Below are 26,118 nucleotides of genomic sequence, written 5' to 3' on the forward strand. Positions count from 1 at the left end.
ACGGCCGCGCGCTGATGCATTTCCGCTCTCTCGATTCCCGATTCCTGCTTTTTCCCGATTCCCGATTCCCGATTCCCGTTTCCCGACTCCCCCCTTCATAGCCACGTCCGCCAATGAGCCTGCATCCGACCCTCCACGCGATCACCGAACGCATCCGCCAGCGCAGTGCGCCGTCGCGGCGCGCCTACCTGGCCGGCATCGACGCCGCGCTGCGCGACGGTCCGTTCCGCAGCCGCCTGAGCTGCGGCAACCTCGCCCATGGCTTCGCCGCCTGCGGCCCCACCGACAAGAGCCGGCTGGAAGGCGGGATCACCCCCAACCTCGGCATCATCACCGCCTACAACGACATGCTCTCGGCGCACCAGCCGTTCGAGCACTACCCGGAGATCATCCGCAGCACCGCGCGTGCGCTCGGCGCCACCGCGCAGGTGGCCGGCGGCGTGCCGGCGATGTGCGACGGCGTGACCCAGGGCCGGCCGGGCATGGAGCTGTCGCTGTTCTCGCGCGACGTGATCGCCCAGGCCACCGCGATCGGCCTCAGCCACGACATGTTCGACACCAGCCTGTACCTGGGCGTGTGCGACAAGATCGTGCCGGGCCTGCTGATCGGCGCGCTGGCCTTCGGCCACCTGCCGGCGGTGTTCGTGCCGGCCGGGCCGATGACCCCGGGCATCCCCAACAAGCAGAAGGCCGAGGTGCGCGAGCGCTACGCCGCCGGCCAGGCCACCCGCGAGGAACTGCTGGCCGCCGAATCGGCGTCCTACCACGCCCCCGGCACCTGCACCTTCTACGGCACCGCCAACTCCAACCAGGTGCTGCTGGAAGCGATGGGCGTGCAGTTGCCCGGCGCCTCCTTCGTCAACCCCGGCACCCCGCTGCGCGAGGCGCTGACCCAGCAGGCGACCGAGCGCGCGCTGCGCATCACCGCCCTGGGCAACGACTTCCGCCCGCTGGGCCGCTTGATCGACGAGCGCGCCATCGTCAACGCGGTGGTCGCGCTGATGGCCACCGGCGGCTCCACCAACCACACCATCCACTGGCTGGCGGTGGCGCGCGCGGCCGGCATCGTGCTGACCTGGGACGACCTGGACGCGCTGTCGCAGTTGGTGCCGCTGCTGGCGCGGGTGTATCCGAACGGCGAGGCCGACGTGAACCACTTCGCCGCCGCCGGCGGCATCGGCTTCGTGTTCCGCGAGCTGATGGACGCCGGGCTGATGCACGACGACCTGGCCACCATCGTGCCGGGCGGCATGCGCGCCTACGGCGACGAGCCGTGCCTGCAGGACGGCAAGCTGAGCTACGTGCCCAGCCCGGCCAGGAGCGCCGACGAGGCGGTGGTGCGCCCGGCGTCCAACCCGTTCGAGGCGCAGGGCGGCCTGCGCCTGCTGCGCGGCAATCTCGGCCGTTCGCTGATCAAGCTGTCGGCGGTGAAGCCGCAGTTCCGCACCATCGAAGCGCCGGCCGTGGTGATCGACGCGCCGCAGGCGCTGAACAAGCTGCACGCCGCCGGCGCGCTGCCGCACGACTTCGTGGTGGTGCTGCGCTACCAGGGCCCGCAGGCCAACGGCATGCCGGAACTGCATTCGCTGGCGCCGCTGCTGGGCCTGCTGCAGAACCAGGGCCGGCGCGTGGCGCTGGTCACCGACGGGCGCCTGTCCGGCGCCTCCGGCAAGTTCCCCGCGGCCATCCACGTGACCCCGGAAGCGGCGCGCGGCGGCCCGCTGGCACGGGTGCGCGAAGGCGACATCGTGCGCCTGGACGGCGAGGCCGGCACCCTGGAAGTGCTGGTGGACGCCGCCGAGTGGGCCGCGCGCCCGCTGGCGCCGAACACCGCGCCGGCCGCGCACGACCTGGGCCGCAACCTGTTCGGGCTCAACCGCCGCATGGTCGGCCCCGCCGACCAGGGCGCGCTGTCGATCTCCTGCGGCCCGCCGGCCGCCGACGGCGACCTGTGGAACTACGACGCCGAGTACGACCTGGGCCGCGATGCCGAGGCCGCCGCCGCGCCGCACGAATCCAAGGACGCCTGAGCCGCCGCCTGCCTCACCCAGCCCTGGCCGTGCGCGGCCGGGCCTCGCCCCCTTCGCAACCGAGACGCCCATGACCATCGCCGAACACCAGACCAAGGCCGAGCAACTGCTGCGCGCGGCCGGCATCCTGCCCGTCGTCACCGTCCACACCCTGGAAGAGGCGCGCCGCGTGTCGGCCGCACTGCTGGAAGGCGGCCTGCCGGCGATCGAACTGACCCTGCGCACGCCGGTGGCGATGGAAGCGCTGGCGATGCTCAAGCGCGAACTGCCGGACATCGTGATCGGCGCCGGCACCGTGCTCAACGCCACCCAGCTGCAGCAGTCGATCGACGCCGGCGCCGATTTCATCGTCACCCCGGGCACCACCCCGACCCTGGCCGACGCCCTGGCGCAGGCGCCGCTGCCGGTGGTGCCGGGCGCGGCCACCCCGAGCGAACTGCTGGCGCTGATGGAGCGCGGCTTCCGCGTGTGCAAGCTGTTCCCCGCCTCCGCCGTCGGCGGCCTGGCGATGCTCAAGGGCCTGGCCGGCCCCCTGGCCGAGCTCAAGCTGTGCCCCACCGGCGGCATCGGCGAAAGCACCGCCGCCGAGTACCTGGCCCAGCCGAACGTGGTCTGCATCGGCGGCTCGTGGATGGTGCCCAAGGACTGGCTGGCCGACGGCGCCTGGGACAAGGTGCGCGAGAGCTCGGCGAAGGCGGCGGCGATCGTGGCGGCGGCGCGGTAGCGCCTGGCCGGGAATGGGGAGTGGGGAATAGGGAATCGGTAAAAGCCCGAACCTCGGCTCTCACAGCTCAGGACTCCAGAAGCAAAAAAGCGCCGGCATGCCGGCGCTTTTGCTTTTGCTGTTGCGATTCCCGATTCCCCACTTCCGATTCCCGGCTTCACCGCACCTCGATCTGCACATCCGCCGGCAACGCGTGGATGCGCAGTTCGCCGTGCTCCCACTGCGCTGCGTCGCCGTTGACCAGGGTGCGGCCCGGTTCGCCCGGGTACGGCCACGGCAGCACCAGGCCGCCGCTGGGCACGCGCAGGCCGTCGGGGATGTTCAGCAGCAGGCGGTTCTTCTGCCGCCGCAACTGGTAGCTCAGCGGTCCCTGCGGGGTGCGCAACTGCTCGATCGCCACGCCCTTGCCGTCGAGCCAGTCGGCGGGGATGCCGGCGGCCAGCACCAGGCTGTCGTCGACGTCGCGGGCGTAGGCGAACATGTCCAGCACCGAGCGCACGAAGTCCGAGGCCACCCAGGCGTGCGGCAGGTCGCCGAGGAAGAACGGCTTGCGCGGCGTGCGCGAGACCACTTCGGCCCACTGGTTCCATGGCTGCGGCGTGCGGTCCTTGAAGAAGAACTGCGTCGCCTCCCAGGCGCGCTCGCGCCAGCCCAGGCGCACGAACGCGGACACGTTGCGCCACTCGTACGGGGTGTAGTCCTTCCACTCGCGGGTGCCGTCGCGCCGAGAGACGAATTCGCTCCAGTAGCGCTCGAAGGTGTTGTCGAGCAGCGCCTGCGGCAACCGGCCCTGCTCGCCGCCCGGCGCCAGCGCAATGGTGGTCGAGGTCGGATCGAAATCGCCCAGTTCCGCCGAACCCGGCAGGAAATTGATGTGGTGCTGCTGGGTGGCCGCGTCCAGCGAGGCGTACAGGTCCTGGCGGAACTGGTCGCGCGAAGCGGCGAAGCGCGCGGCATCGTCGATGCGGCCCAGTTCGGCGGCGATGCTCACCGCGTCCTTGTAGCCGCGCAACGCCCAGAAGTTGTCCCAGTAGGAATGCATCGGCTTGGCCGAGTAGCCCTCGTGGCTGATCGACACCGGCATCATCCCGTAGAAGGCCGCATTGCGCGCGCGGTTCTCGTCGGTGCGCTCGCTCAGCCGCAACTGCTCCATGTAGGTGTAGGCGCCGAGCACGTGCGGCCACATCTGCTCCAGGAAGGCGCGGTCGCCGCTGTAGCGGTAGTAATCGGCGACGCTGTAGATCAGTTCGCCGTGGCTGTCGTTCTCCGGCACCGGGTCGCTGCCGCGGTCGTCCACGCAGCACGGCACCATGCCGTTGGCGAACTGGTACGGCGCGTACCATTCCACGTACTCGCGGACCACGTCGGCGCGGCCCAGCCGCAGCAGGCCTTCGGAAATCATCGCGCCGTCGCGGATCCAGCTGCGCGAGTACGAGCGCGTGCCCGGCTGCAGGCGCGGGCCGATGCGCGAGATCAGCATGTGCGCCAGCGCAGTGCGCAGCGTGTCGGTGACCGCCTTGCCCTGCGCCGGCACGTGCAGCTGCACGCGGTCCAGCTTCTCGTGCCACTGCGCGGCGACCTGCTGCTGCGCACGTGCGGCATCGAAGCCCGCCGGCAGCGCGGCGTTGCCGGTTTGCGGGATCACCAGCGCCACCTCGCGCACCTCGCCCGGGGCCAGGCGCCCGCGGTACAGCAAGGCACCGGAGGCCAGCCCGTCCGGATCCTGCGCCTGCTGCGGCATGCCGCTGGCGTCGGTGCTCAGCCGTTCGACATCGATGCCGGCATCAAACGCACTGGCGTAGGCGGCGTCCGGCTTCTGCACCGCGAACACCCGCGGCTGGCCGTTGACCTGCACCTGCGTGCCGGCGAAGGCGAGCGAGCGGATCGGGCTGACCCCGCCGACGGTGTTGAGGAACTGGCTGGGCGGGTTGACCTGGAACGGACGCACCGCCAGCGCCAGGGTGTAGTCGTGCGACTGCTTGCTCGGATTGCTGAGCCGGTAGCGCGCGACCAGTTGCGCCTGCTCCGGCTCGCCCTGCACGAACGCGGTCACGCGCAGTGCGGCGTTGTCGTGGGCCCAGTCCACGCTGGGAATCGGCAGGTAGTCGTCCTGCAGGCTCTGCGCGGTCTTGACGTCGGCCCAGCTCAGGCGCTTGCCGTCCAGCAGCAGGAACGGCTCGATGCTGAAGCCGCCCTTGCCCACCTCGATCGCGCCATCCTCGCCGACCAGACCCTGCTCGCGGCCACCGTCCAGGCCGACGATGGTCCAGTACGGCTGCTCGCCGCTGAAGCCGCGCGGGAACCAGCCACGGGTGGACTGCGCCGCCACCGACTTGATGAAGTCGTTCTGGGTAGCGGCGAAGGCCAGCGGCTGCAACGCGATATCGGCGATGCCGTAGCGGAAGCTGGGACCGTCCTGCAGATCGAAGCGCACGTAGCGCGCCTCGGTCTCCGGCAGCGCCAGCCAGTCGGTGCCGCCGTTGCCGGCGGTCACGGTGCGCAACTCGCGCCAGCTGCGCCCGTCGGCCGAGCCCTGCACGGTGTAGCGCGAGGCGTACACGCCCGGTGCCCACTGCACCTTGGCGCCGCCGAACTCGCGCACCTTGCCCAGGTCCAGCATGATCGTCTGGTTCTTGGCGTTGCCGCTGTACCAGACCGTGTCCGGCTTGCCGTCGGCGATGCGCTGCTCCAGCGCAGGCGCGGTATCGGCGCTGACCTTGACCGTCAGCGGCGAGGTGTCCTGCGGCGGCAACGGGGTCAGGGTCAGCTGGTCGAAGCACACCGTGCCGGCGCCGCCGACCTGGTTGTAGATGGTGAACTCGATCTGCGCGCTGCGGGTCAGTTCCTTTTCCGGGCTCGGCCCCCAGGCCTTGTCGATCTGCCGCTTCTTGTAGGTGACCGTGCTCCACTGCGTGGGGAAGTCGTAGCGCGGCCGGTTGACCCACCACACGTTGTCGCCGCTGGCGTCGACCAGCTTGAACTGCAGGTCGTTGCGCGGCGAATCGCCACGCAGCTGGAGCGCGAACTGGTAGTTGTCCGGGTAGTCGATCGACACGCTGCGGCGGATCCCGGCGTAGCCGGACACGCCGTTGAAGTCGTAGTCCAGGCACAGCGCCTTGGCGCGGCCGCCGCTGGGCGCCTGCACCAGCCGGGTCGAGGCGGTGACCTGGTTGGAGACGACGATCTGCCACTTGTCCAGATCGTTGAAGCTGTCCAGCGTCACCGTGGAGGTCGGCGGCGCGGCGACGGCCTGGGCGGCCGCCAGTCCCAGCATCGCCAGCATCGCGCGTGCGCACGTCGTCGCCATCCCATCCCTCATCGTGTTCCCCGTTCGTTGCGTTGCGTGTCTGCTGCTGCGTGTCTGCTCAAGCCAAGGTCGGCGCCCGATGGCGGTCGCGGCTGAAGCCGCTCCTACGCTTCAGGACCAGCCATCCACACCAGATCGTCCGGCCTGGCCATCCATGGCCAGGCGTTCGCGAACGCGCGAGCCAGTGGCTCGCAAGCGCGTCGCCGCACTCGCACCTTTCCCATGCCATCCCTGGCGCAACTGATCGGCTCCGGACGACCCGGCCCGGCCATCCATGGCCGGGCGTTCGGCGCAACGCGCGCCAGTGGCGCGCAAGCGTTGCGCCTCACCCCTTCACGCTGCCGAGCAGCAGGCCCTGGATGTAATAGCGCTGCAGCGCCAGGAACAGCGCCAGCACCGGGATCACCGTGACCACCGCACCGGCCATCATCATCTCCACGTCCATGATGTGCTCGCGCGACAGCGCCGCCAGCGCCACCGGCAAGGTGTAGTGCTCCTGGTCGGTCAGCACGATCAGCGGCCACATGAAGTCGTTCCACGCGGCCATGAAGGTGAAGATGGTCAGCGTCACCAGCACCGGCTTGAGCATCGGCAGCACGATCTGGAAGAAGATCCGCAGCTCGCCGGCACCGTCGATGCGGGCAGCCTCCAGCAGCTCGTCCGGGATCGAACGCGCGTACTGGCGCACCAGGAAGATGCCGAACACCGTCGCCAGCGCCGGCACGACCACGCCGCCGAAGTTGTTGACCAGGTGCAGCTGCTTCATCAGCAGGAACAGCGGCAGCATCGCCACCTGCGCCGGGATCACCAGCGCCGCCAGCAGGATCTGGAAGATCCGCTCCTTGCCGACGAAGCGCAGCTTGGCGAAGGCGTAGCCGGCCATGGTGTTGATCAGCAGCGAGCCGAAGGTGATCGCGCACGACACCAGCAGGCTGTTGGCGAAGTTGCGGGCCATGCCGGTACGCGAGAACAGCTCGCCGTAGTTGGCCAGGGTGGCGCCGGTAGGCAGCATCGGCGGCGGGAAGCGGCTGGCCTGCCCCGCCGGCATGAACGACACCGACACCATCCACAACAGCGGCGCCAGGCTGATCACGGCGAGCAGCAGCAGCCCACCGTTGACCAGCAGCGTGTTCCAGCGCGAGGCGCCGATCTCCCGGCTCATACCAGGTCCCTCTTGCGGCCGAAGCGCAGCATCACCGTCGTCACTCCCAGGATGATCAGGAACAGCAGGAACGCCACCGCCGAGGCGCGGCCGAGGTTCCACCACTTGAAGCCTTCCTCGAACATGTAATACAGCACGCTGACCGTGCTCTGCAGGGGATCGCCGCGGGTCATCACGTAGGGTTCGGCGAACAGCTGGAAGTAGCCGGACACGGTGATCACCCCGACTACCAGCAGCACCGGTCCCAGCATCGGCAGGGTGATGTGCAGGAACTGCCGCCACTTGGAGGCGCCGTCGATGCGGGCGGCCTCGTACAGGTCCTGCGGGATGGCCTGCAGGCCGGCGAGGAAGATCACCATGTTGTAGCCGAAGTTCTTCCACACCGCGAACAGCATGATGGTCGGCATCGCCCAGTGCGGGTCGCCGAGCCAGTCGATCGGGCCGATGCCCAGGTGCGCCAGGCCGTAGTTGACCAGGCCGTAGCTGGTGTGGAACAGGTAGCGCCAGATCACCGCCACCGCCACCAGCGTGGTCACCACCGGCGCGAACAACGCGGTGCGGAACAGCGCCTTGAAGCGCGCCACCGGCGCGTTCAGCAGCAGCGCCGCGCCCAGCGAGGCGCCGATCGACAGCGGCACGCCGACGATCACGAAGTAGGTGGTGTTCCACAGCGACTTCCAGAACATCGGCGTCTGCAGCAACTCGAGGTAGTTACCGAAGCCGACGAAGCGCAGGTTGTGGCGGTCGGCCAGCGAATACAGGTCGAAGTCGGTGACGCTCAGCGCCAGCGCCGACAGCACCGGCAGGCCGAAGAACACGCCGATCACGATCAGCGCCGGGCCGGCGAACAGCCAGCCGATCAGGGAACCGCGCTTCATGGCGCCGCCCCCGCGGCCGGCGCCGCCGTGCCTTCGCGGTGCTGCTGGTGGATCCAGCGGCGTTTTTCCAGGATCTCGTCGACCCGCTTGTCCAGTTCCCGCATCGCCTTCTCCTGCGGTTCGCCGCCGCGCACGACCCGCTCGGTGGCCAGCCGCATCTCCTGCACGATGCGCTCCCACTCCAGCACCTTCGGTGCCGGCTTGACCCGCTCCAGCTGATCGCGGAACGCATGCGCCAGCGGATCCTCGGCCAGCGACGGATACGCCCAGGTGCTGCGCCGCGGCGGCATGTCGCCGATCAGCGCGTGGAAGCGCGCCTGGATCTGCGGCCGCGACAGGAACTCGATCAGCTTCCAGGCCGCGTCCTTGTGCTCGGACTTGCGGAAGATCACCAGGCTGGTGCCGCCGGCGATGCCGGCGCCGGGGCCGTCAGGACCCGGCAGCGGCATGGTGCCCCACTGGTCCTTGAGCGCGGCCGGCTGCACCTTGCGGAACTCGCGGATGTTCCACGGGCCGGAGATGTAGAACGCATAGAAGCCGTTGAAGAACTCGTCCCAGACGTTGGAGATCTGCGTCTCCGACATCTTCGGCGCCCAGCCCTGGTCGAACATGTTGGCGTAGAACGCCAGCGCCTTGCGGAAGCCGGGGCTGTTGAAGTTGCCGTAGTTGTCGTGGTCGCGCAGCAGCGGATCGGGCATCTGCAGGCCCAGCGACAACTGCTGCTCGAACTCGTTGAGCGGCATCAGGATGGCGTAGCGCTTCGGCCCGACATGCTTCTTCACCGCCGCCATCGCCTGCTCCCACTCGGCCCAGGTCTGCGGCAGCTTGGTCACCCCGGCGTCGCGCAGCATGTCCTTGCGATAGAACAGCAGGCGCGTGTCCACGTACCAGGGTATGCCGTAGAGGTGGCCATCGATGACGCTGGTGTCCCAGATGCCCGGGAAGTAGTCCTTCGGATCGACCACCTTGGAGCGGTCCACGTAGGGCTGCAGCGGCTGCAGCGTGCCCAGTTCGGCGAATTCCGGGATCCAGGTGTTGCCCAGCTGGCACACGTCCGGCAGGCCGTCGGCGGCGAAGGCGGTGAGCAGCTTCTCGTGCGCGGCGGTCCACGGGATGTTCTGGATGTCCACGTGGATGCCGGGATTTTCCTTCTCGAACTGCGGGATCAGCTCGGCCACCACCTCGGCCTCGCGGCCCATCGCCCAGAACCGCACCACCTCGCCCTGCGGCGCGCGTGCGCAGCCGCACACGACCACCATCAGCACACCCAGCGAAAGCCAACGACCGATCATGCGTGCTGTGCTCATTCCGGTTGCTGCGGCTGGCGCTGGGCGGGGTTGGACTGCGCCTCGGCGGCGGCGGCACGCGACTCGGCGATGCCCAGCGCACGCGCATTGGCCGCCTGCTCGTCCTTCTTGGGCAGCGGCTGGGCCTCGCCCTCGGGGGTCAGCCAGCCGCCGGTGAAGCCGGCGCGCTCCAGCCCGGTGCGCAGGTACTTGTTCTTCTTCATCACGTTCCAGACGAACTCGTTGCGGTAGTTGGCGATCATGGTGACGATCGCGCCCTGGTCGATGCCGATGTAGTCGCCGGCCACCCAGCCGCGGTTGGGGATCATGCGACCGGTCTTCAGCGGAATATCGTAGTTGAAGCTGGGGTTGAACGAATCCAGGAAGCCGTAGCTCGAATACAGGAAGTCGCCGAAGCGCTTGTGCATTTCCTGGGTCGCCGGAATCACCACCTCCGGCGCGAACACGATCGAGGACACCGCCGCGGTCGGCGCGATGGTGCCGTCGTCGAAGGCCTCGAACAGGCCGGCGCCGCGGGTGCGGTAGTGGAAGAACTGGCGCTGCTCGCCGCGGTACTCCTGGGTGGTGTTCTGCGGACCGTCGCTGGCGGTCAGGCCCCACACGTTCTCGCCGTACTCCTTCCACTTCATCGGATTGTCGATGGCGTACTCGCGCTGGGCCAGCGTGGCGCGGCGGCTGTTGAGGAAGTAGTCGATGCCATGCTCGCGCATGTACTGGTCCTGGATGTCGCGGAAGTCGATCCAGACGTGGTTGTACTGGTGCGCGAACAACGGACCGAACGCCAGGTATTCCTGGCCGTAGTACACGCCCCAGTCCTTGTTGTAGGTGCGGGTCCATTCCTGCCACGCGTCCGGCTCGATCGGATGCGTGGGCGACCCCAACGCCAGCAGATACACCATCATGCCTTCGTTGTAGCCCATCCAGTCGTGCTGGATGAAGCCGCGCTCCGGATACCAGCCCATCGTGATCAGCGGCTTGCGCTGCTGCATCCACGGCCAGTCCACGCGCCGGTACAGGGTGTCGGCGATCTGGCGGATCTCCTTCTCGTCGGCCGTGTCGCCGTCGTAGTAGGACTGGGCGAACAGCACGCCCATCATCAGCAGCGCGGTATCGATGGTCGACAGTTCCACCCACTGGTCGTAGCGCAACCCCTTCTGCATGTCCAGGAAGTGGTAGTAGAAGCCCTTGTAGCCGGCGCGGCCGGTGCGCTGCGGGCCGACCGGCACGTCGCGCAGGAAGCGCAGCGTGGTCAGGGTGCGCTGCACCGCCTGCTCGCGGCTGATCCAGCCGTTTTCATAGCCGATCGGATAGACGGTCAGGGCGAAGCCGATCGAGGCGATGGAAGCGAACGGGCGCGACGGATAGCGATCCACCGCCATGCCGTTCTGCTCGTTGGTGGTGTCCCAGAAAAACTGGAAGGTGCGGCGTTCGATGTCCTCGAACAGTGGGGGCAGTTCCGGCTTCAGCAGTTTCGGCGGCAACTCGGCCTCGACCAGGATGACCTTGACCGGCTTCTTCTCCACCGCCTTCGGCTCCTCGTCGGTCTTCTTGCACGCCGTCAGCAACACCCCTGCTGCCATCAGCATCAACGAAAACCTGATGAAACTGCACTGCTTCTTCATCCTGCCCCCCGTGAAATCGCTTACATGCCCACAAAAAATAACCCACTTCCGCATCGCCGCGGCCCCCGTCCGAGGGGAGCCGCGACGACCTTGCTTACCAGTTCAAGCCGAACGACAGCTTGAACGTCCGCATCGGCGAGGCAAGCACGCCGCTCGGCGAGCCAAACGCCGTGTTCAGGTCGGCGTAGGTGCCGGTATCGGTGTTGTAGTCCGCGTAGTTGGTCCAGTTGAACAGGTTGATGACATCGGCGCGCACGTTGAACTTGATGCCCGACCCGGTATCCCATTCCTTGTTCGCCGCCAGGCTGAATTCCTTGTAGCCCAGCGTGGCGTCCGGCTTGTACTGGATGATATAGCACTGGTCGTTGCCCGCCAGGCAGTTGGTGCCGTAGCGCGGGGTCTGGCTGGCCAGCGACAGCTTGGCCGACAGGGTGATGTCGTACGGCAGGTCGTAGATGCCGGTGACCACCAGGCGGTTCTTCGGAATGCCGCCGGCCTCACGCCAGCCGTAGCCGGCCATCGACGGCTGGTCCAGCGCGTAATGCTCGCCGTACTGACGGTTCTCCTTCGCGTCGGAGAAGGTATAGGCCACGGTCAGGCCCCAGCCGGATTCCTTGTCGTAGGGCTTGTCCAGCTTCAGCGCCAGCTGGTTGTTGCGCGTCTTCAGGCCGTTGGTGCCGAGCACGATCGCGCTGTAGCCGTTGGGCGAGTCGGTGGGCACGCCGGAGGTGGTGCCGGGCAGGAAGAACGAACCGTCGGCACGGCGGTTGCCGCGCAGGAACACGAAGCCGTCCTCGCTGACGATGCGGCTCAGGGTCACGTCCGTGTACCAGTCGTTGCCCCAGAAATGCACCATGTTGCGCATGCCCAGGCTGAACTGGTCGGAGTACGGCACCTTGATGTTGTTGTCGATCAGGTATACCTCGCGGCCGCCGCCGGTGCCGGCGGTGGTGGAGGCCGCCAGCCCGTTCAGGCCGGCCTGGGTCGCATAGCTCGGATCCCATGCCACGCACGGCTGGCCGAGGCACGGCGTGTTGGCGCTGCTGAAGTAGTAGCTGTAGGAGCGGAAGTTGTTGTTGAGCTGCTCCAGCGCCAGGTAGTCGAACAGGTTGCGGTCGTAGGCGCGACCGGCACCGCCGTAGATCACGTGCGCCTGGTCGCCGAACAGGTCGTAGGAGAAGCCCAGGCGCGGCTGCCAGGCGTCCTTGAACGCCTTGCGGTTGTTGCCGGTGCTGATGTAGTTGGCGATGTCGTAGTTGGCGTTGTCCAGGTTGCGCCAGTTCAGCAGCGCGCTGGCGACGTCGGCCGGGGTGACGAAGTCGAGGAACGACGGGGTCTTCTCGTAGTCGTAGCGCACGCCCAGGTTCAGGGTCAGGTGCTCGTTGACCTCCCAGTCGTCCTGCAGGTAGATGCCGTACTGCTTGTTCTGCGACTGCACCGAACCGCCGTCGCCGGTGTCGCCGAAGCGCACCCGGTACGGCGTGTCGATATCGCTGAGGATGTTGTAGTAGTACTGCGGATTGGCGGGATTGATCTGGGTCGAATCGAGCTGGATGTCCTTGTACTTCACACCCATCTTGATGGTGTGGCTGCCGTGCCACTCGAGGCTGTTGAGGGTCAGGTCGTCCTGCAGGGTCCAGCCCTTCTGGCCCTTGTTCTGGAAGCTGCTGCCGGCGCCGGCGCTGAGGATGGTGGTCTCGTTGCCGGCCTGCGGCACGTAGGACAGCACGTAGCCGTTGCCGTCGTTGAGCGGGGTCTGGGTCCAGAACGCGCTCTCGTAGCTCAGGTTCAGGTCGTTGAGGAAGGCCTCGCCGCTGTACTGCCAGCGCAGGTTGGCGCGCTTTTCCTTCTGCCCGTTGCTGCTGCCGTGCTGGTAGGTGGTGGTCTCGCCGATGTCCGACAGTTCGTCTTCCTTGCGGTACTTGCCGGTCAGCTCGAACAGGTTGTTGTCGCCCAGGGTCCAGTCGATCTTGCCGAAGTACAGGTCTTCCTTGAACGGGGTGCTGTAGGTGGCCACCAGCGGCTGCAGCTGCGCAGGCAACTGGTCGATGCGGTCGGCGTAGATGCCGCCCGGGATCACCGTGTTGGGCGTGGTGTATTCCTTGGCCTCGTAGGCCACGAAGAAATGCGCGCGGTCCTTGAGGATCGGGCCGCTGAAGGTGGCGCCGTACTGGGTCTCGGAGAAGTCGTCGCGCTGGCCGGCCTTGCGCTCCAGCGGGCTTTCGGCGCGCCAGTCGTCGTTGGTCGTATCCCAGAAGAAGCTGCCGTGGAAATCGTTGGTGCCGGACTTGGTCGAGGCCACGATCGCCGCGCTGCTGACCTGGTCGAACTCGGCCTTGTAGTTGGAGGTGATGACCTTGTACTCGCCGATCGCCGACTGCGGGAACGGGTTGCCGCGGCTGGAATCCTGGCCGCTGACGCCGCCGGTCAGCACGTAGTTCTTCTGGCTGATGCCGTCGATGTAGACGTTGGTGCCGTTGGCCGAGGTCGCGCCGGAGCGCACCGTGGTGTTGCCCTTGGCGTCGCGCTGGAACTGCACGCTCGGCACGCTGTCGGCCAGTTCCAGGAAGTTGCGCGTGGCCTGCGGCAGCTTCTCGATCTGCACGTTGGAAATGTAGGTGGCGTTCTCCGAGGTACGGGTTTCCACCAGCACCGGCGGCGCCTGCACCTGCACCGCGTCGAGCGTGGTCGCGCCCTGCCCGTTGGCGGTGGCCGCTTCGCCGCCCACGCCCAGATCCAGGGTGGCGGTCTGGCCGACCTGCACGGTGACGTTCTGCGAGGTGGTTTTGCCGTCGGCGGTCACGTCGATGCGGTAGGAGCCCGGCGGCAGGCCGCCGACCGAGTAGATGCCGTTGCTGGCCTGCACGCTGCGGCTCAGACCGGTGGCCAGGTTGGTGGCGGTGACCTGCGCGGACGCGGCCGGCGCCGAATCGACCTTGACCTGGCCGCGAATGGTGGCACCGGTGCTTTGTGCGAATGCCGGCGCGGCGCCCAGCAGCAGGCAACTGGCGAGGGCGCAGCTCAACAGCTTGCGCGTGGGCCGGGCGGAGTGCGGGGTGTGTTGCATGTGGGGTTTTCCCTCCAGGAAGACGTGATGCTCGTTATGGGTGGTGCGTGGTGCTTCGATGGAACGAAGTGGAACAAGCGATGCGGCGCAGAAAAATGCGTCGCATCAGGAACGGGCCGTGCTGGAATCGCGCACGACCAACGTAGGAACCAGGGTCTGCCGCTGCCGGTCGTCCGCGTCGGGCCGATCGATCAATTGCAGGAGGCGGTGCATCGCCTGCTCACCAAGCCCGGCGATGCTGACGCGCATGGTGGTGAGGGATGGGTGAACGAAACGCGCCAGCGGAATGTCGTCGAAGCCGGCCAACGCGATGTCGTTGGGCACGCGCACGCCGCTCTGGGTGAAGGCGTAGAGGCAGCCGAGCGCGGTCATGTCGTTGGCGGCAAACACCGCATCGGGCAACGTGCCGGCCTGCAGCATCGCCTGTCCGGCGCGATAGCCGGAGGCTTCGTCGAAGTCGCCCGGGAACTCCTGGCCATGCGCTTCGCCGGGATGGCGCGCGATGGCGTCGCGGAAGCCGCGCAGGCGTTCGCGCGCGTCGAAGTTCAGTTCCGGGCCGCCGATGAAGGCGATGCGGCGATGCCCCATCGCCAGCAGATGTTCGGTCATCGCCACCGCGCCGGCGTGGTCGTCGATGCTCAGTACCGGATACTCGGTGCCAGGCAGATGGGTGTTGATCAACACCGTCGGCAGCGCCTGCGGCAGGTTGTCGGTGAGGAAGCCCGGGCGCTCGGCATACGGCGACAGCACCAGCAGGCCATCGACGCGGCCGCGCATCGCCCGCAGCGCCCGCCCCTGCTCTTCCGGGTCGCCGTGGTAGCTGGACACCAGCAGGTGCTGGCGGCGCGCGCGGGCGGCGCCGTCGATGCCGCGGATCAGTTCGGAGAAGAATTCGCCGTACAGGTCGGGCAGCACCACGCCCAGGGTCTGGGTGCGGCGGCTGCTGAGGCTGCGCGCCGCCGCGTGCGGGCTGTAGCGCAGGCGCTCGGCCACTTCCAGGACCAGGGTCCGGACCGGCGCGGCCACGTTCTCGTGGCCGTTGAGCGCACGCGACACGGTGGCCACGGAGACCCGGGCCTCGCGTGCGACATCTTTGATGGTGACCGCGCTCTTCGCCATCGTGCCGCCCTCCGCGGCAGAGACCTTGAGAAACTGGCGCGGACTGTAATCGTTTTCAGCGCGAGGCAGAAGCCTTTTGTTATTTCCCCAATAAAATCATTGCTTTTCAGACACTTGGATAATGCGAAACCGGCCGGAATCGTACCGCAGTGCAACATAATCCAGGTGCAGATTCCGGTTCTGCACGGGGTGCCCACCCCGCTTCGGGCCAGCGGCACCCCACCCGCCGCGCGCGTCAGCCGCCCGTGCCCGGCACCTCGGCGCGGATCGACAGCGCATGGATGTCGGTCTGCATCATCTCGCCCAGCGCCGCGTAAACGGCGCGGTGTCGGGCCAACGGCCCCATGCCGACAAAGGCCGCACTGACCACGCGGACATTGAAATGTCCCCGGCCATCGCGCGCGCCGGCGTGGCCGGCGTGGCGGTGGCTGTCGTCCTCCACCTCCAGCGCCTGCGGTGCGAACGCCGCCTCCAGCGCGGCGCGGATGCGCGCCACCCGCTCGGCGCCGACCTGGCTCATGGCAGCACCTTGCGGAACGGCCGCACCTCGACCCGCGCATAGACGCCGGCGTCGACATACGGGTCGGCCTCGGCCCAGGCCCGCGCCTCGGCCAGCGAGTCGAACGCGGCCACCACCAGGCTGCCGCTGAAGCCGGCCGGACCCGGATCCTCGGCGTCGATCGCCGGGCACGGCCCGGCCAGCAACAGCCGCCCGGCCTCCTGCAACTGGGTCAGCCGCTGCAGATGCGCCGGCCGCGCCACCGCCCGCCGCGGCAGCGCATCGGCCACGTCGTACCCCTCGATCACGTACCACATCGCGTCTCCGCCCTCGTTCCTTATCTATGGACATGGCATTGTAGGACCTGGCCCGGCACGGCGGCGCTGGACACCGACCCCGCCGGCGCATTACCCTTGGTTCCATTGCACGCGGCCGGATGCAGCGGCCCGTCGGTGATCGGCGACCCCAAGCCCCTTCCGACGACCGATTCGCTGCCTGACACCGCCCGCGCAGACGTCCTCCTCCGTAGGTCCCGCCGCCGCGACACGCGTGGCGTGCGTCGTGTGTCTTGTTGAAGTACCGAGCGCGTTGCGGGGACGACGCGCCCTTGAACCGCAGCACTGTCGGCAAGGAGCCGCGCCGGGTCGCGCCTGCCCGGCCCTTCGCCACCGCAACACCGATGTCCAACCGATGACTTCCGAACTCGCGCTCGACGCGAACCCGCCAACCCAGACACCCCCGCCACAGCAGCAGGAAATGCCGCTGGCGGTCGTGCATGGGCAACCGGTGCTGCAGATCCCGCAGGATCTGTACATCCCGCCGGACGCGCTGGAAGTCATCCTGGACGCGTTCGAAGGTCCGCTGGACCTGCTGCTGTACCTGATCCGCCGGCAGAACCTGGACATCCTGGACATCCCCGTCGCCGAGATCACCCGGCAGTACGTGGACTACATCAACGTGATGCAGGAACTGCGCTTCGAACTGGCGGCCGAGTATCTGGTGATGGCCGCGATCCTGGCCGAGATCAAGTCGCGGATGCTGCTGCCGCGGCCGCCGGCCGAAGACGGCGAGGAAGTGGACCCGCGCGCCGAACTGGTCCGCCGCTTGCAGGAGTACGAACGCTTCAAGCAGGCCGCCGAGGACATCGACGCGCTGCCGCGGCAGGACCGCGACACCACTCCGGTGCACGCCCACGTGCCGGACCGTGCCGCAGTCAAGCTGCCGCCGCCGGTGGAGCTGAAGGAAATGCTGCTGGCGCTGTACGACGTGCTCAAGCGCGCCGAACTGTTCAGCGGCCACGCGATCAAGCGCGAGGCGCTGAGCGTGCGCCAGCGCATGGGCGACGTGCTGGGCCGTCTGGACGACGGCAAGTTCCACCGTTTCGAATCGCTGTTCAGTGCCGAGGAAGGCAAGCTCGGCGTGCTGGTCACCTTCCTGGCGCTGCTGGAACTGGCCAAGGAGCAGTTGCTGGACATCGTCCAGGAGCCGCTGGCGCACGTTCCCGCCGAGGCCGCCGAGCGACCGCCGATGCCGCCGATCTACGTCAAGTCGCTGGCGCTGGGCAACACCAACGCACCGCTGCAGTTCAACAGCGAGTTCGACGACAGCGACGCCGCCGACGCCACCACCTGAGTCCACCGAGAACCCGCCCCCGCATGGATCAAGCGCTGATCAACCGCATCGTCGAGGCCGCCCTGCTCGCCGCCAACCAGCCGTTGCCGCTGGCGCAGTTGCACGGCCTGTTCCCGGAGGAGGAACCCGCGCCGCCGGGCAGCATCGAGCGCGCGCTGGAACTGCTGCGCGAGGCCTGCGAGGGCCGCGGTGTAGAACTGGTGGAAGTGGCCTCCGGGTTCCGCTACCAGGTGCGCAGCGACGTGCACGCCTGGGTGGCGCGGCTGTGGACCGAGCGCAAGACCCGCTACACCCGCGCCACGCTGGAGACCCTGGCGCTGATCGCCTACCGGCAGCCGATCACCCGCGGCGAGATCGAGCAGGTGCGTGGCGTGGCGGTCAGCAGCAACATCATCCAGGCGCTGGAAGAGCGCGAATGGATCCGCGTGGTCGGGCACCGCGACGTGCCGGGCAAGCCGGCGCTGTTCGGCACCACCAAGACCTTCCTGGACTATTTCGGGCTCAAGCGCCTGGACGAACTGCCGCCGCTGTCCGAACTCAAGGACATCGGCGAACTGGAGCCGCAGCTGCCGCTGGACCGCGACGCGCTGCCGGTCGGCGACATGGCCCAGGCCGATGCCGCACCGGGCGACGCCGCCGATCAGGGCGACCAGGGCGACACCGCGGCGCAGGCCACGGCCGCCGCTGAATCCGCCGCGCCCGGCGCGACGGCACAGGCAGACGCGGCCGAGGCCTCAGACGCAGAGGCCGACGCAGCAGACGCAAGCGATACCGCAGCACCGCACACCCCCGCGACCGACGACGCCGATGCGCCGCCGGCCACGGATTCCACGACCGCCCCGACGGGCGAACCCGAAGCCGCGCCGGGAGAGCGCGCGGCGGATGCGAACGAAGCCGAAGACAACGCCGTCGCGACGACGACCGTGGCTGTTGACGATGCCGATTCCGAACCACAGGCCGACGCGCAACGCGCCGGCCGGAGCCAAGTAAATGAGTGACACCTCCCGCAAGCTGTCGTTGAACAAGCTCTCGCTCAAGCGCGACGCCGCTGCCGCCGAGCAGCCGAAACTGGAAGAACGCCTGCACAAGGTCCTGGCCCAGGCCGGGCTGGGCTCGCGCCGGGCGCTGGAACAGCGCATCGCCGACGGCCTGGTCAAGGTCAACGGCGAGGTCGCGCAGACCGGCATGTCGATCCGCAGCGGCGACAGGATCGAGCTGGACGGCCGCAGCTTCGTCGCCAGCGCGCTGACCGAGCCTTCGCGCGTGCTGATCTACAACAAGCCCGAAGGCGAAGTGACCACGCGCGAAGATCCCGAAGGCCGCCCGACCATCTTCGAGGCGCTGCCGGCGCTGAAGGGCGCGCGCTGGATCGCGATCGGCCGCCTGGACATCAACACCACCGGCCTGCTGCTGCTCACCACCGACGGCGAGCTGGCCAACGCGATGATGCACCCCTCCTACGAGATCGAGCGCGAGTACGTGGTGCGCGTGCGCGCCCCGGAAGGCGAAGAGACCGTGCCCGACAGCATGATCGAGCGGCTCTCGCGCGGCGTGCTGCTGGAGGACGGCGGCGCCAAGTTCGACGAGATCGAACGCATCGGCGGCACCGACTCGCACGACTGGTTCCGGGTGGTGGTCAAGGAAGGCCGCAACCGCGAAGTGCGGCGCCTGTGGGAATCGCAGGGCTGCCAGGTCAGCCGGCTCAAGCGCACCCGCTACGGCAAGATCGCGCTGCCGCGCGAACTGCTGCGCGGGCACTCGGTCGAGCTGGCGCAGGACAAGGTCGAGGCGCTGCGCGCCGAGCTGAAGCTGGAGGAAGGCACCCCGTCGGCGCTGACCCTGCAGCCGGTGATCGGCCAGCGCAAGGCGGCCAAGGCCACCGTGCAGGTCGGCCGCGGCGGCAACGCCTACGTCAACGGCCACAACACTGCCGACGAAGGCCGCGAGCTGCGTCGCTTCGACACCTTCCGCGAGGACCGCGGCCGCGGCCGCGGCGGCAAGAAGCCGCACGGCGGCCTGACCGTGAGCGGCGAAATGGCCGCCAAGCAATCGCAAAAACCGTTCAAGCAGCGCACGCCGAAGGGCCCCAAGCCGCTGCCGGACGGCAACCCGGCCGCGTTCCGCACCTGGTACGTGCCCGATGGCGTCAGCACCGGCCCGACCGGCCACCGCAACGCCGGTCCCGGCGGTCGTGGCCAGGGTCAAGGTCAGGGCCAAGGGCGTCCCTACGCCAAGCCGCGTCCGGCGGGTGCCGGCGCCGGTGCGGGCGCCGGCCAGGGCCGCGGTCCGGGCCAGGGCCAGCAGCGCAAGGCGCATCCCTACGGGCATCCGGGCAACGCGCCGAGCTTCCCCTCCGACCACGCCACCCCCGGCTTCAACCCCTACGGTGCCGCGCCGCGCGCCGCGCGCCCGGCCGGCGGCCCGAAGCGCGGCCCGGGTCCGGGCGGACGTCCCGGCGGCGGCAACCGCCCGGCCGGCGGCCGCCCGGGTGGTGGCGGCCGTCCCGGTGGCGGCGGCAACCGCGGTCCGCGCGGCGGCTGAGTCGCGGCGCCGGCGCATCGCGCGTCGGCGCGCACCGCACCCAACAGGGCGCCTGCGCAAGCGGCGCCCTGTTGCGTAGAAGGCGTTATCGAAAACGGTGAGTGGCGGCGCGGTCAGGCCACCGCAGCCATCTCACGCACGTGCGACGGCGCGCATCGTGGCTGCTCGTTCCCTCACGCGTCGGCAGGCTCGTTCTTGCAGTTCGCAAACCCCGCCGGGACCTGCCTGGCGGTCCACGTGCCCTGAGCCGCTGTCGAAACCAGCAACGCCGAGGTCGCGTTGTAGCTGGGGGCGCGTGTCTCGCCGGGCCTGGCCAATCCGGTGTCATGGAAGCACAGACGCACGGACGTGGCATCGGCCGACAGCACCTCGAAGCGCATCATCCAGCCCTTGTCGGCCTGGAGCAGGCGCGCGCCATCGGCGGTTTTGGTGACATCCACGAAACCATAGTCCGCGAACGTCGTCTTCCCCGGCAGGCGGCGCGGGCCGACCGAATTGGGGAACGAGGTCAGATCCAGATGCTGGATGACCGCATCGGTGATGCCCGCCTGCGGCGGCGCGGCCGGGGACGAAGCGCTGACGCCAAGCGCGACAAGGCCAACAAGCATTCCGGGGTTCATGCGGACGATCTCGCGTGCAGCGGCAGGATCGGATGATAGGCGCCGGGAACGCCGGCACTCAATGGAGCGAGCCGTGATGGCTGCAGCCGAAGCGGCCCCGATGGCGTCCCCGCAAGTGCATGACATGCGTGTGGCGGCGATACCGGGGCGACCGGCATCGTGCCGTTCGCCCTGCACGGACGAAGCCGATATCCTGGCGCATCTGGCGGCCGCCGCGGGTGGCCGCCCCTCACCGACCAGGAATCCCGATGACACGGAAGATGAAGATCGCCCTGCCGCTGCTGATCGCCAGCGTGCTGAGCCTCGCCGCCTGCCAGAAGGCGCAGCAGAAGGCCCAGGAAGAGATCGCCGCGGCGCAGAACCCCTACCCGGCCAGCTCGCCGCTGCACGCACCGTTCGATCGCATGCTGCGCAAGCTGGCCAACGATCCGCGCTACGTGGCGCTGCTCAAGCAGAGCGGCCCGCAGGCGCAGCAGGCCGGGTTCCGACTTGCCCAGAACGGTATCGCGCGGCTGGACCACGCCACGCTGGAACAGCGCCTGGAGATCCTGTCGCAGGTCAGCGACAAGGTCGACGTGCCGCAGTGCGCGGTGCTGGCCCGCGGCGGCAATCCCAACGATGCGCAGGCGTTGAGCGCGGCGATGCTGTCGGGCCTGGAAAAGCTGCCGCAGGCGCAGATCGATAGCTGGTTCGACGCCTCCCTGAAGGCCACCGACGCGGAGTTGAACAAGACTCCGCCGCAGACGGTGGCGCCGGAGCAGATCCAGGCGGCGATGGGCACCCTGGTGAAATCGCTGCCTGCCGACCAGCAGCAACGTCTGATGCGGGTGTTGCCGCAGATCACCAAGGCCAGCGACGAGGACGCCTGCTGGACGGCACGCACCCTGTATCGCCAGGCGCTGGCGACCCCGGAACCGGTACGCGGCCAGTTGGCCTGGGTGTTCGCGCAGCAGTAAGCGCGCAGCGCGCGCGAAGCGCGTCCTCGTCGAGGGCGCGCTTTGCCGGGTCGCCTCGCACATCCGCCACACGGCGCGCATCCGCTCGCGGCTGCGAAACCCGTCGACCTCAAAAGAAGAATCCAGGCGCGATGCGCCTGGATTCGCTGCTTGCTTCGCGTGGTGTCCGGTGCTGCCTGCGCCGCAGCGCAGGCAGGACGAGGCGCCTTACTTGCGGCGTTCGATCACGAAGTTGCCGACGTTGACGCCCAGATCCACGCCCTCGCCGGTGCCGGCCAGGGCCAGCGAGATATCGCCCTTGGTGACGACCTGGGCAGTGCTGGACTTCACCACGCCCGCGTGGGCTTCGGCGGCGGCATAGGTGCCGAACAGATCGTTGAGGCTGTAGGCGCCGCTGAAGGTGCCGCGGCCGCCGACGATCTTCGATTTGCCGACCGTCAGGCCACCGCCCTTGCTGCTGATCTTGACCGGGATCACCGCGCCGTCGTTGCAGGTGATGGTGCCGGTGCCCTTGGCGGTCTTGTAGAACACCGACCAGCCAGACAGGTTGAAGGACAGCTTGCAATCGATGTTGCCGGCGGCCTGGGCCTGCGGCGCCAGGGCGGCCGCGCCCAGCAGTGCGAACAGGGAAAGCGACTTGATCATGTGGGCATTACCGGTGGGTGGACTGGGCGCGAGCGTAGCAACGCGGGCGTCGTGGCCGCGACAAGGCTGCCAGGTCGCCGCGGGTACGTTCAGCAGGCATTTCCACTCGCGGCGGGCAGGGCCGGACCCGGCTTGGCCGAGGCACAGGCAGGAGGCGAGGACGGCGCCAAACGTCTCTGAAATCCGTTTGCCATACCTCTGCCTGAGCGCCGTCGCTTTTGTAGGAGCGGCTTCAGCCGCGACAGGCGTAGCCAGGAAGGCCGGTCGCGGCTGAAGCCGCTCCTACGACAGGCGTCCTCGGAAATAGCAAGATGAGGTTTCCGGCATCACTGGAACCGGACGCTAGTCGTCCAGGCTGAAGGCGTCCGCATCGAGCATGGCCGGGAAGCGCGCGCGATGCGCCGCCAGCGCGGCCGCGGAGATGGTGGTGGTGGCGACCTGCTCGCGCTCGCGGATCTCCAGCTGCGGCTGGCCGAGGAAATCGATCACCGCGCTGTCGCCGGCATAGTGCAGGTCGTTGCCGTCCACGCCGACGCGGTTGACCGCGGCCACGAAGCACAGGTTCTCGATCGCGCGCGCGCGCAGCAGCGTGCGCCAGGCGTAGGCGCGGGCCGACGGCCAGTTGGCGACGAACAGCTGCAGGTCGAAATCCAGCTGGCCCGGGCGCTCGACGTCGTAGCGGTTGCGGCAGAACACCGGGAAGCGCAGGTCGTAGCAGACCTGCGGATTGATCCGCCAGCCCTTCCACTCCACGCACAGGCGCGCGCGTCCGGCGGCGTAGCGCAGGTGTTCGTTGCCGTAGCGGAACAGATGACGCTTGTCGTAATGCTGCAATGCGCCGTCCGGCGTGGCCCACAGCAGGCGGTTGAACACCTTGGCCTCGCCATCGGCGCCGGGCACGCGCAACTGCACGCTGCCGGTCACCGCCGCGCCCAGCCGCGCCGCCTGCTCGCGGATCCACGCCACGGTCGGCCCGTCCATGTCCTCGGCCTGTGCCAGCGCATCGTTGGAGAAGCCGCTGGTGAAGGTCTCCGGCAGGATCACCAGGTCGGTGACGCCGGCCAGCGGCGCCAGCAGCTCGCCGTAATGCGCGCGGTTGCCGGCCGGATCGTGCCAGCGGGTATCGCCCTGGACCAACGAGATCCTCAGATCGTTCATAGCAGGGAATCGGGAAAGGGGAATAGGGAATGGGTAAAGGCTAAGCGCATCGGCGAGTTTTCACCATTCCCAATTCCCGTCTCCCCATTCCCGGCGCTTACGCGCGCTACAGCGCGCGCAAGCGCTCGATCGCCGCATCCAGCGTCGCCTCGTTCTTGGCGAAGCACAGCCGGGCAAGGCGCTGGGCGGGCGGCGGGTCCTGGTAGAACGGCGACAGCGGGATCGCCGCCACGCCCTTCTCGATGGTCAGCCACTTCACGAACTCGGTGTCGGGCAGGTCGCTGACCGCCGAATAGTCCACCAACTGGAAATAGCCGCCCGGCACCGGCAGCGGTTTCAGCCGCGTGCCCAACAGCTGTTCGCGGAAGCGGTCGCGCTTGGCCTGGTAGAACGCGCCGAGCTGCTCGTCGTGCTCGGGCTCCTCGCGGATCATCGCGGCGAAGGCGTGCTGGGCCGGGCCGAAGCTGGCGAAGGTGTTGTACTGGTGGACCTTGCGGAACTCGGCGCTGAGCGCCGGCGGCGCGATCGCGTAGCCGATCTTCCAGCCGGTGCAATGGTAGGTCTTGCCGAAGCTGGAGACGACGAAGGCGCGCTCGCGCAGCTCCGGCCAGCGCAGCACCGACTCGTGGCGGCGGCCGTCGAACACGATGTGCTCGTAGACCTCGTCGGAGATCAGGAAGATGTCGCTGCCGCGCAGCAGCTCGGCCACCGCCTGCAGGTCGTCGGCGCCGAACATCGCCCCGGACGGATTGTGCGGGCTGTTGAGCATCAGCAGGCGGGTGCGTGGGGTGATCGCCGCGCGCACGCGCTCCCAGTCCACCGCGAACGTGTGCGGGTCCAGCGGCACGTGCACCGCGTGCGCGCCGGCCAGGTCGATCGCCGGCTCGTAGCTGTCGTAGGCCGGGTCCAGCACGATCACTTCCTCGCCCGGGCGCACCACCGCGTGGATGGCATTGAACAGCGCCTCGGTGGCGCCGCTGGTGACGGTGACCTCGGTGTCGGCATCGACCTGGGCGCCGTAGCAGCGCAGCGCCTTCTCGGCGATCGCCTGGCGCAGCGCCGGCACGCCGGTCATCGGCGGGTACTGGTTGTGGCCGTCGCGCATCGCCCGGTCCAGCGCCTCGATCAGCCGCGGCGGCACCGGGAAATCGGGAAAGCCCTGGCCCAGATTGACCGCGCCGTGCTCGGCGGCCAGTTGCGACATCACGGTGAAGATGGTGGTGCCCACCTTGGGCAACTTGGTCTGCGGATGCATGCGGGGGATCTGCGGGCAGCGGGAAAACGCCGAGTGTACGCAAAGCCGCTTGCCGGCGATGCGTCAGCGGCCCGCGCCCTTGCCGCAGGGTACGCACATCGCCGCACATGGCCGCCGCCGGCATCCGCCGGACGCCCGCATGCCGATACAATGCGCGCCTTCCCTGCCCCCTTCGCCGCGCCATCCGCCGCGGCCTTCGCCGATGACCGATCCGCTGTACACCCCGCCGCCGCTGCTGGCCGCGCACGGGCTCACGTTCGCCCGCGACGACGCGGCGGTGTTCGGTCCGCTGGACTTCCACCTGGATGCCGGCGAGGCGCTGCTGGTGCAGGGCGACAACGGCGCCGGCAAGACCACCCTGCTGCGGGTGCTGGTCGGCCTGCTGCGCGCCGAGGCCGGGCGCATCGAGATCGACGGCCACCCGGTGCGGCGCGGCGACCGCGCCCGCTTCATGGCCTACCTGGGCCACCTGGGCGCGCTGAAGGCCGACCTGAGCACCCTGGAGAACCTGCACTACCTGTGCGGGTTGCAGGGGCGCCGGGCCAAGCAGATGCCCGGCAGCGCGCTGGCCATCGTGGGCCTGGCCGGCTACGAGGACACCCTGGTGCGGCAGTTGTCGGCCGGGCAGAAGAAGCGCCTGGCGCTGGCGCGGATGTGGCTGTCGCCGGCGCCGCTGTGGCTGCTCGACGAGCCCTACGCCAACCTCGACCTGGACGGCATCACCCTGGTCAACCGGATGATCGCCGCGCACCTGCGCAGCGGCGGTGCGGCCCTGGTCACCACCCATGGCGCCTACGCCGCCCCGCCCGTGCGCACGCGCATGCTGACCCTGAGCGGAGTCGCCGCATGAGCCTGGCCACGCCCGTTCCCTCGCTGTGGCAGGCCACCCGGGCGCTGCTGCTGCGCGACCTGCGCCTGCTGTGGCGGCGCCGCGGCGACGCGCTGCAGCCGGCGCTGTTCGCCCTGCTGATCGTGGCCCTGTTCGCGCTGGCGCTGGGCAACCAGCCGCGCCTGCTCGGCGAGGTGGCCGGCGCCGCGCTGTGGCTGGCGGTGCTGCTGGCCGGCCTGCTGGCGCTGGACAGCCTGTTCCGCAGCGATGCCGAGGACGGCTCGCTGGAGCAATGGCTGCTGGCGCCGGTGCCGCTGGCCTGGCTGGTGCTGGTGCGGGTGCTGCTGCACTGGGTCACCACCGCCTTGCCGCTGATCGTGGCCGCGCCGCTGCTCGGCGAATTGCTGCACCTGCCGCATGACCGCATGCCGGTGCTGCTGGCATCGTTGGCGCTGGGAACCCCGCTGCTGAGTCTGCTCGGTGCGGTGGTCGCGGCGCTGACGGTGGGCATGAAGCGCGCCGGCATCCTGGTCGCGCTGCTGGCCTTGCCACTGTACGTGCCGGTGCTGGTGTTCGGCGCCGGCAGCGTGGCGGCGGCGGCGCAGGGCCTGGACCCGGCCGGCGGCCTGCTGTTGCTGGCCGCCGGCCTGGTGGCGGGGCTGGTGCTGGCGCCGCTGGCGGCGGCCGCGGCGATCCGCATCTCGCTGAGCTGAGCGATCGGCGCAGCGCGGGCGCGGCGGCGGCCGTACCATGCAGACGCAGTGCTC

Annotated in this window: 21 protein-coding genes; 8 read left to right on the forward strand and 13 right to left on the reverse strand. The window is 69.0% G+C overall.

What is annotated here, in order from left to right; genetic code table 11:
• Window positions 1–113: 113 nt before the first annotated feature.
• The gene (edd, locus tag PG878_RS12700) at window positions 114–2,030 is read left to right on the forward strand and encodes a phosphogluconate dehydratase (protein ID WP_209032565.1); all 1,917 of its coding nucleotides are present in this window, start codon (window positions 114–116) and stop codon (window positions 2,028–2,030) included.
• A gap of 70 nt (window positions 2,031–2,100) precedes the next feature.
• Entirely contained in the window at window positions 2,101–2,754 is a 654-nt protein-coding gene (locus PG878_RS12705; RefSeq protein ID WP_153752562.1) for a bifunctional 4-hydroxy-2-oxoglutarate aldolase/2-dehydro-3-deoxy-phosphogluconate aldolase, read from the forward strand.
• 157 nt (window positions 2,755–2,911) lie between these two features.
• Here PG878_RS12705 and PG878_RS12710 read toward each other — a convergent pair whose 3' ends face one another.
• From PG878_RS12710 to PG878_RS12750, 9 genes are all read right to left on the reverse strand, one after another.
• Window positions 2,912–6,028, reverse strand: coding sequence for a discoidin domain-containing protein (locus PG878_RS12710; RefSeq protein ID WP_209032614.1), 3,117 nt, complete (start codon window positions 6,026–6,028; stop codon window positions 2,912–2,914).
• Window positions 6,029–6,386: 358 nt separating this feature from the next.
• Complete coding sequence (locus PG878_RS12715; RefSeq protein WP_010342667.1) at window positions 6,387–7,223, reverse strand: carbohydrate ABC transporter permease; 837 nt, start codon at window positions 7,221–7,223, stop codon at window positions 6,387–6,389.
• A complete protein-coding gene (locus PG878_RS12720) occupies window positions 7,220–8,101 on the reverse strand; it encodes a carbohydrate ABC transporter permease (RefSeq protein ID WP_048488901.1) in 882 nt (293 codons plus the stop codon). The genes PG878_RS12715 and PG878_RS12720 overlap by 4 nt, the downstream gene beginning before the upstream one ends.
• Window positions 8,098–9,393, reverse strand: a complete 1,296-nt coding sequence (locus PG878_RS12725) for a sugar ABC transporter substrate-binding protein (protein ID WP_209032615.1) — start codon at window positions 9,391–9,393, stop codon at window positions 8,098–8,100. Before PG878_RS12725 ends, PG878_RS12720 begins: the two co-directional genes overlap by 4 nt.
• 11 nt (window positions 9,394–9,404) lie before the next feature.
• On the reverse strand, window positions 9,405–10,994 hold the full coding sequence (locus PG878_RS12730) for a glucoamylase family protein (RefSeq protein ID WP_371182598.1): 1,590 nt from the start codon (window positions 10,992–10,994) through the stop codon (window positions 9,405–9,407).
• 130 nt (window positions 10,995–11,124) lie between these two features.
• Window positions 11,125–14,097: a TonB-dependent receptor gene (locus PG878_RS12735; protein WP_209032567.1), complete on the reverse strand. Its 2,973-nt coding sequence runs from the start codon at window positions 14,095–14,097 to the stop codon at window positions 11,125–11,127.
• Between the two features lie 105 nt (window positions 14,098–14,202).
• Window positions 14,203–15,216, reverse strand: a complete 1,014-nt coding sequence (locus PG878_RS12740; RefSeq protein WP_209032568.1) for a LacI family DNA-binding transcriptional regulator — start codon at window positions 15,214–15,216, stop codon at window positions 14,203–14,205.
• Between the two features lie 235 nt (window positions 15,217–15,451).
• Window positions 15,452–15,736 carry a BolA family protein gene (locus tag PG878_RS12745; RefSeq protein WP_209032569.1) on the reverse strand — a complete coding sequence of 95 codons (285 nt, stop codon included), beginning with the start codon at window positions 15,734–15,736 and terminating at the stop codon, window positions 15,452–15,454.
• Complete coding sequence (locus tag PG878_RS12750; RefSeq protein WP_209032570.1) at window positions 15,733–16,032, reverse strand: YciI family protein; 300 nt, start codon at window positions 16,030–16,032, stop codon at window positions 15,733–15,735. The genes PG878_RS12745 and PG878_RS12750 overlap by 4 nt, the downstream gene beginning before the upstream one ends.
• Window positions 16,033–16,405: 373 nt before the next feature.
• On the opposite strand from PG878_RS12750, the gene PG878_RS12755 reads away from it, so the two are divergent.
• The 3 genes from PG878_RS12755 to PG878_RS12765 are packed head-to-tail and all read left to right on the forward strand — an operon-like array spanning window position 16,406 to window position 19,888.
• Window positions 16,406–17,347: a segregation and condensation protein A gene (locus PG878_RS12755; RefSeq protein ID WP_209032571.1), complete on the forward strand. Its 942-nt coding sequence runs from the start codon at window positions 16,406–16,408 to the stop codon at window positions 17,345–17,347.
• Between the two features lie 23 nt (window positions 17,348–17,370).
• Window positions 17,371–18,345: an SMC-Scp complex subunit ScpB gene (scpB, locus tag PG878_RS12760; RefSeq protein ID WP_209032572.1), complete on the forward strand. Its 975-nt coding sequence runs from the start codon at window positions 17,371–17,373 to the stop codon at window positions 18,343–18,345.
• Entirely contained in the window at window positions 18,338–19,888 is a 1,551-nt protein-coding gene (locus PG878_RS12765; protein ID WP_209032573.1) for a pseudouridine synthase, read from the forward strand. The genes scpB and PG878_RS12765 overlap by 8 nt, the downstream gene beginning before the upstream one ends.
• 173 nt (window positions 19,889–20,061) lie before the next feature.
• Here the strand turns inward: PG878_RS12765 and PG878_RS12770 are convergent, their stop codons facing one another.
• Complete coding sequence (locus PG878_RS12770) at window positions 20,062–20,508, reverse strand: pesticin immunity protein (protein WP_209032574.1); 447 nt, start codon at window positions 20,506–20,508, stop codon at window positions 20,062–20,064.
• Between the two features lie 248 nt (window positions 20,509–20,756).
• Between PG878_RS12770 and PG878_RS12775 the strand changes: the two genes are divergently transcribed.
• A complete protein-coding gene (locus PG878_RS12775) occupies window positions 20,757–21,464 on the forward strand; it encodes a hypothetical protein (RefSeq protein WP_244672756.1) in 708 nt (235 codons plus the stop codon).
• 207 nt (window positions 21,465–21,671) lie between these two features.
• On the opposite strand, the gene PG878_RS12780 is transcribed toward PG878_RS12775, so the two are convergent.
• From PG878_RS12780 to PG878_RS12790, 3 genes are all read right to left on the reverse strand, one after another.
• Window positions 21,672–22,109: a hypothetical protein gene (locus tag PG878_RS12780; RefSeq protein ID WP_209032575.1), complete on the reverse strand. Its 438-nt coding sequence runs from the start codon at window positions 22,107–22,109 to the stop codon at window positions 21,672–21,674.
• 342 nt (window positions 22,110–22,451) lie between these two features.
• Window positions 22,452–23,267 (reverse strand): amidohydrolase, encoded by an 816-nt coding sequence (locus tag PG878_RS12785; protein WP_209032576.1) that lies wholly within the window; start codon window positions 23,265–23,267, stop codon window positions 22,452–22,454.
• 106 nt (window positions 23,268–23,373) lie between these two features.
• Window positions 23,374–24,522, reverse strand: coding sequence for a pyridoxal phosphate-dependent aminotransferase (locus PG878_RS12790; RefSeq protein WP_209032577.1), 1,149 nt, complete (start codon window positions 24,520–24,522; stop codon window positions 23,374–23,376).
• 202 nt (window positions 24,523–24,724) lie between these two features.
• Between PG878_RS12790 and ccmA the strand changes: the two genes are divergently transcribed.
• Complete coding sequence (gene ccmA / locus PG878_RS12795; RefSeq protein WP_010343781.1) at window positions 24,725–25,372, forward strand: heme ABC exporter ATP-binding protein CcmA; 648 nt, start codon at window positions 24,725–24,727, stop codon at window positions 25,370–25,372.
• The gene (gene ccmB, locus PG878_RS12800) at window positions 25,369–26,064 is read left to right on the forward strand and encodes a heme exporter protein CcmB (protein WP_017907306.1); all 696 of its coding nucleotides are present in this window, start codon (window positions 25,369–25,371) and stop codon (window positions 26,062–26,064) included. The genes ccmA and ccmB overlap by 4 nt, the downstream gene beginning before the upstream one ends.
• Window positions 26,065–26,118: the final 54 nt, after the last annotated feature.

Origin of the sequence: Xanthomonas hawaiiensis, assembly GCF_031834635.1 — a bacterium.
Lineage (GTDB): Bacteria > Pseudomonadota > Gammaproteobacteria > Xanthomonadales > Xanthomonadaceae > Xanthomonas_A > Xanthomonas_A sacchari.

Excerpts from the sequence above, each read along its gene's own strand:
- edd (WP_209032565.1), top strand. The coding sequence starts at position 114 with ATGAGCCTGCATCCGACCCTCCACGCGATCACCGAACGCATCCGCCAG.
- PG878_RS12705 (WP_153752562.1), top strand. The coding sequence starts at position 2,101 with ATGACCATCGCCGAACACCAGACCAAGGCCGAGCAACTGCTGCGCGCG.
- PG878_RS12710 (WP_209032614.1), bottom strand. The coding sequence starts at position 6,028 with ATGCTGGGACTGGCGGCCGCCCAGGCCGTCGCCGCGCCGCCGACCTCC.
- PG878_RS12715 (WP_010342667.1), bottom strand. The coding sequence starts at position 7,223 with ATGAGCCGGGAGATCGGCGCCTCGCGCTGGAACACGCTGCTGGTCAAC.
- PG878_RS12720 (WP_048488901.1), bottom strand. The coding sequence starts at position 8,101 with ATGAAGCGCGGTTCCCTGATCGGCTGGCTGTTCGCCGGCCCGGCGCTG.
- PG878_RS12725 (WP_209032615.1), bottom strand. The coding sequence starts at position 9,393 with ATGATCGGTCGTTGGCTTTCGCTGGGTGTGCTGATGGTGGTCGTGTGC.
- PG878_RS12730 (WP_371182598.1), bottom strand. The coding sequence starts at position 10,994 with ATGCTGATGGCAGCAGGGGTGTTGCTGACGGCGTGCAAGAAGACCGAC.
- PG878_RS12735 (WP_209032567.1), bottom strand. The coding sequence starts at position 14,097 with ATGCAACACACCCCGCACTCCGCCCGGCCCACGCGCAAGCTGTTGAGC.
- PG878_RS12740 (WP_209032568.1), bottom strand. The coding sequence starts at position 15,216 with ATGGCGAAGAGCGCGGTCACCATCAAAGATGTCGCACGCGAGGCCCGG.
- PG878_RS12745 (WP_209032569.1), bottom strand. The coding sequence starts at position 15,736 with ATGAGCCAGGTCGGCGCCGAGCGGGTGGCGCGCATCCGCGCCGCGCTG.
- PG878_RS12750 (WP_209032570.1), bottom strand. The coding sequence starts at position 16,032 with ATGTGGTACGTGATCGAGGGGTACGACGTGGCCGATGCGCTGCCGCGG.
- PG878_RS12755 (WP_209032571.1), top strand. The coding sequence starts at position 16,406 with ATGACTTCCGAACTCGCGCTCGACGCGAACCCGCCAACCCAGACACCC.
- scpB (WP_209032572.1), top strand. The coding sequence starts at position 17,371 with ATGGATCAAGCGCTGATCAACCGCATCGTCGAGGCCGCCCTGCTCGCC.
- PG878_RS12765 (WP_209032573.1), top strand. The coding sequence starts at position 18,338 with ATGAGTGACACCTCCCGCAAGCTGTCGTTGAACAAGCTCTCGCTCAAG.
- PG878_RS12770 (WP_209032574.1), bottom strand. The coding sequence starts at position 20,508 with ATGAACCCCGGAATGCTTGTTGGCCTTGTCGCGCTTGGCGTCAGCGCT.
- PG878_RS12775 (WP_244672756.1), top strand. The coding sequence starts at position 20,757 with ATGACACGGAAGATGAAGATCGCCCTGCCGCTGCTGATCGCCAGCGTG.
- PG878_RS12780 (WP_209032575.1), bottom strand. The coding sequence starts at position 22,109 with ATGATCAAGTCGCTTTCCCTGTTCGCACTGCTGGGCGCGGCCGCCCTG.
- PG878_RS12785 (WP_209032576.1), bottom strand. The coding sequence starts at position 23,267 with ATGAACGATCTGAGGATCTCGTTGGTCCAGGGCGATACCCGCTGGCAC.
- PG878_RS12790 (WP_209032577.1), bottom strand. The coding sequence starts at position 24,522 with ATGCATCCGCAGACCAAGTTGCCCAAGGTGGGCACCACCATCTTCACC.
- ccmA (WP_010343781.1), top strand. The coding sequence starts at position 24,725 with ATGACCGATCCGCTGTACACCCCGCCGCCGCTGCTGGCCGCGCACGGG.
- ccmB (WP_017907306.1), top strand. The coding sequence starts at position 25,369 with ATGAGCCTGGCCACGCCCGTTCCCTCGCTGTGGCAGGCCACCCGGGCG.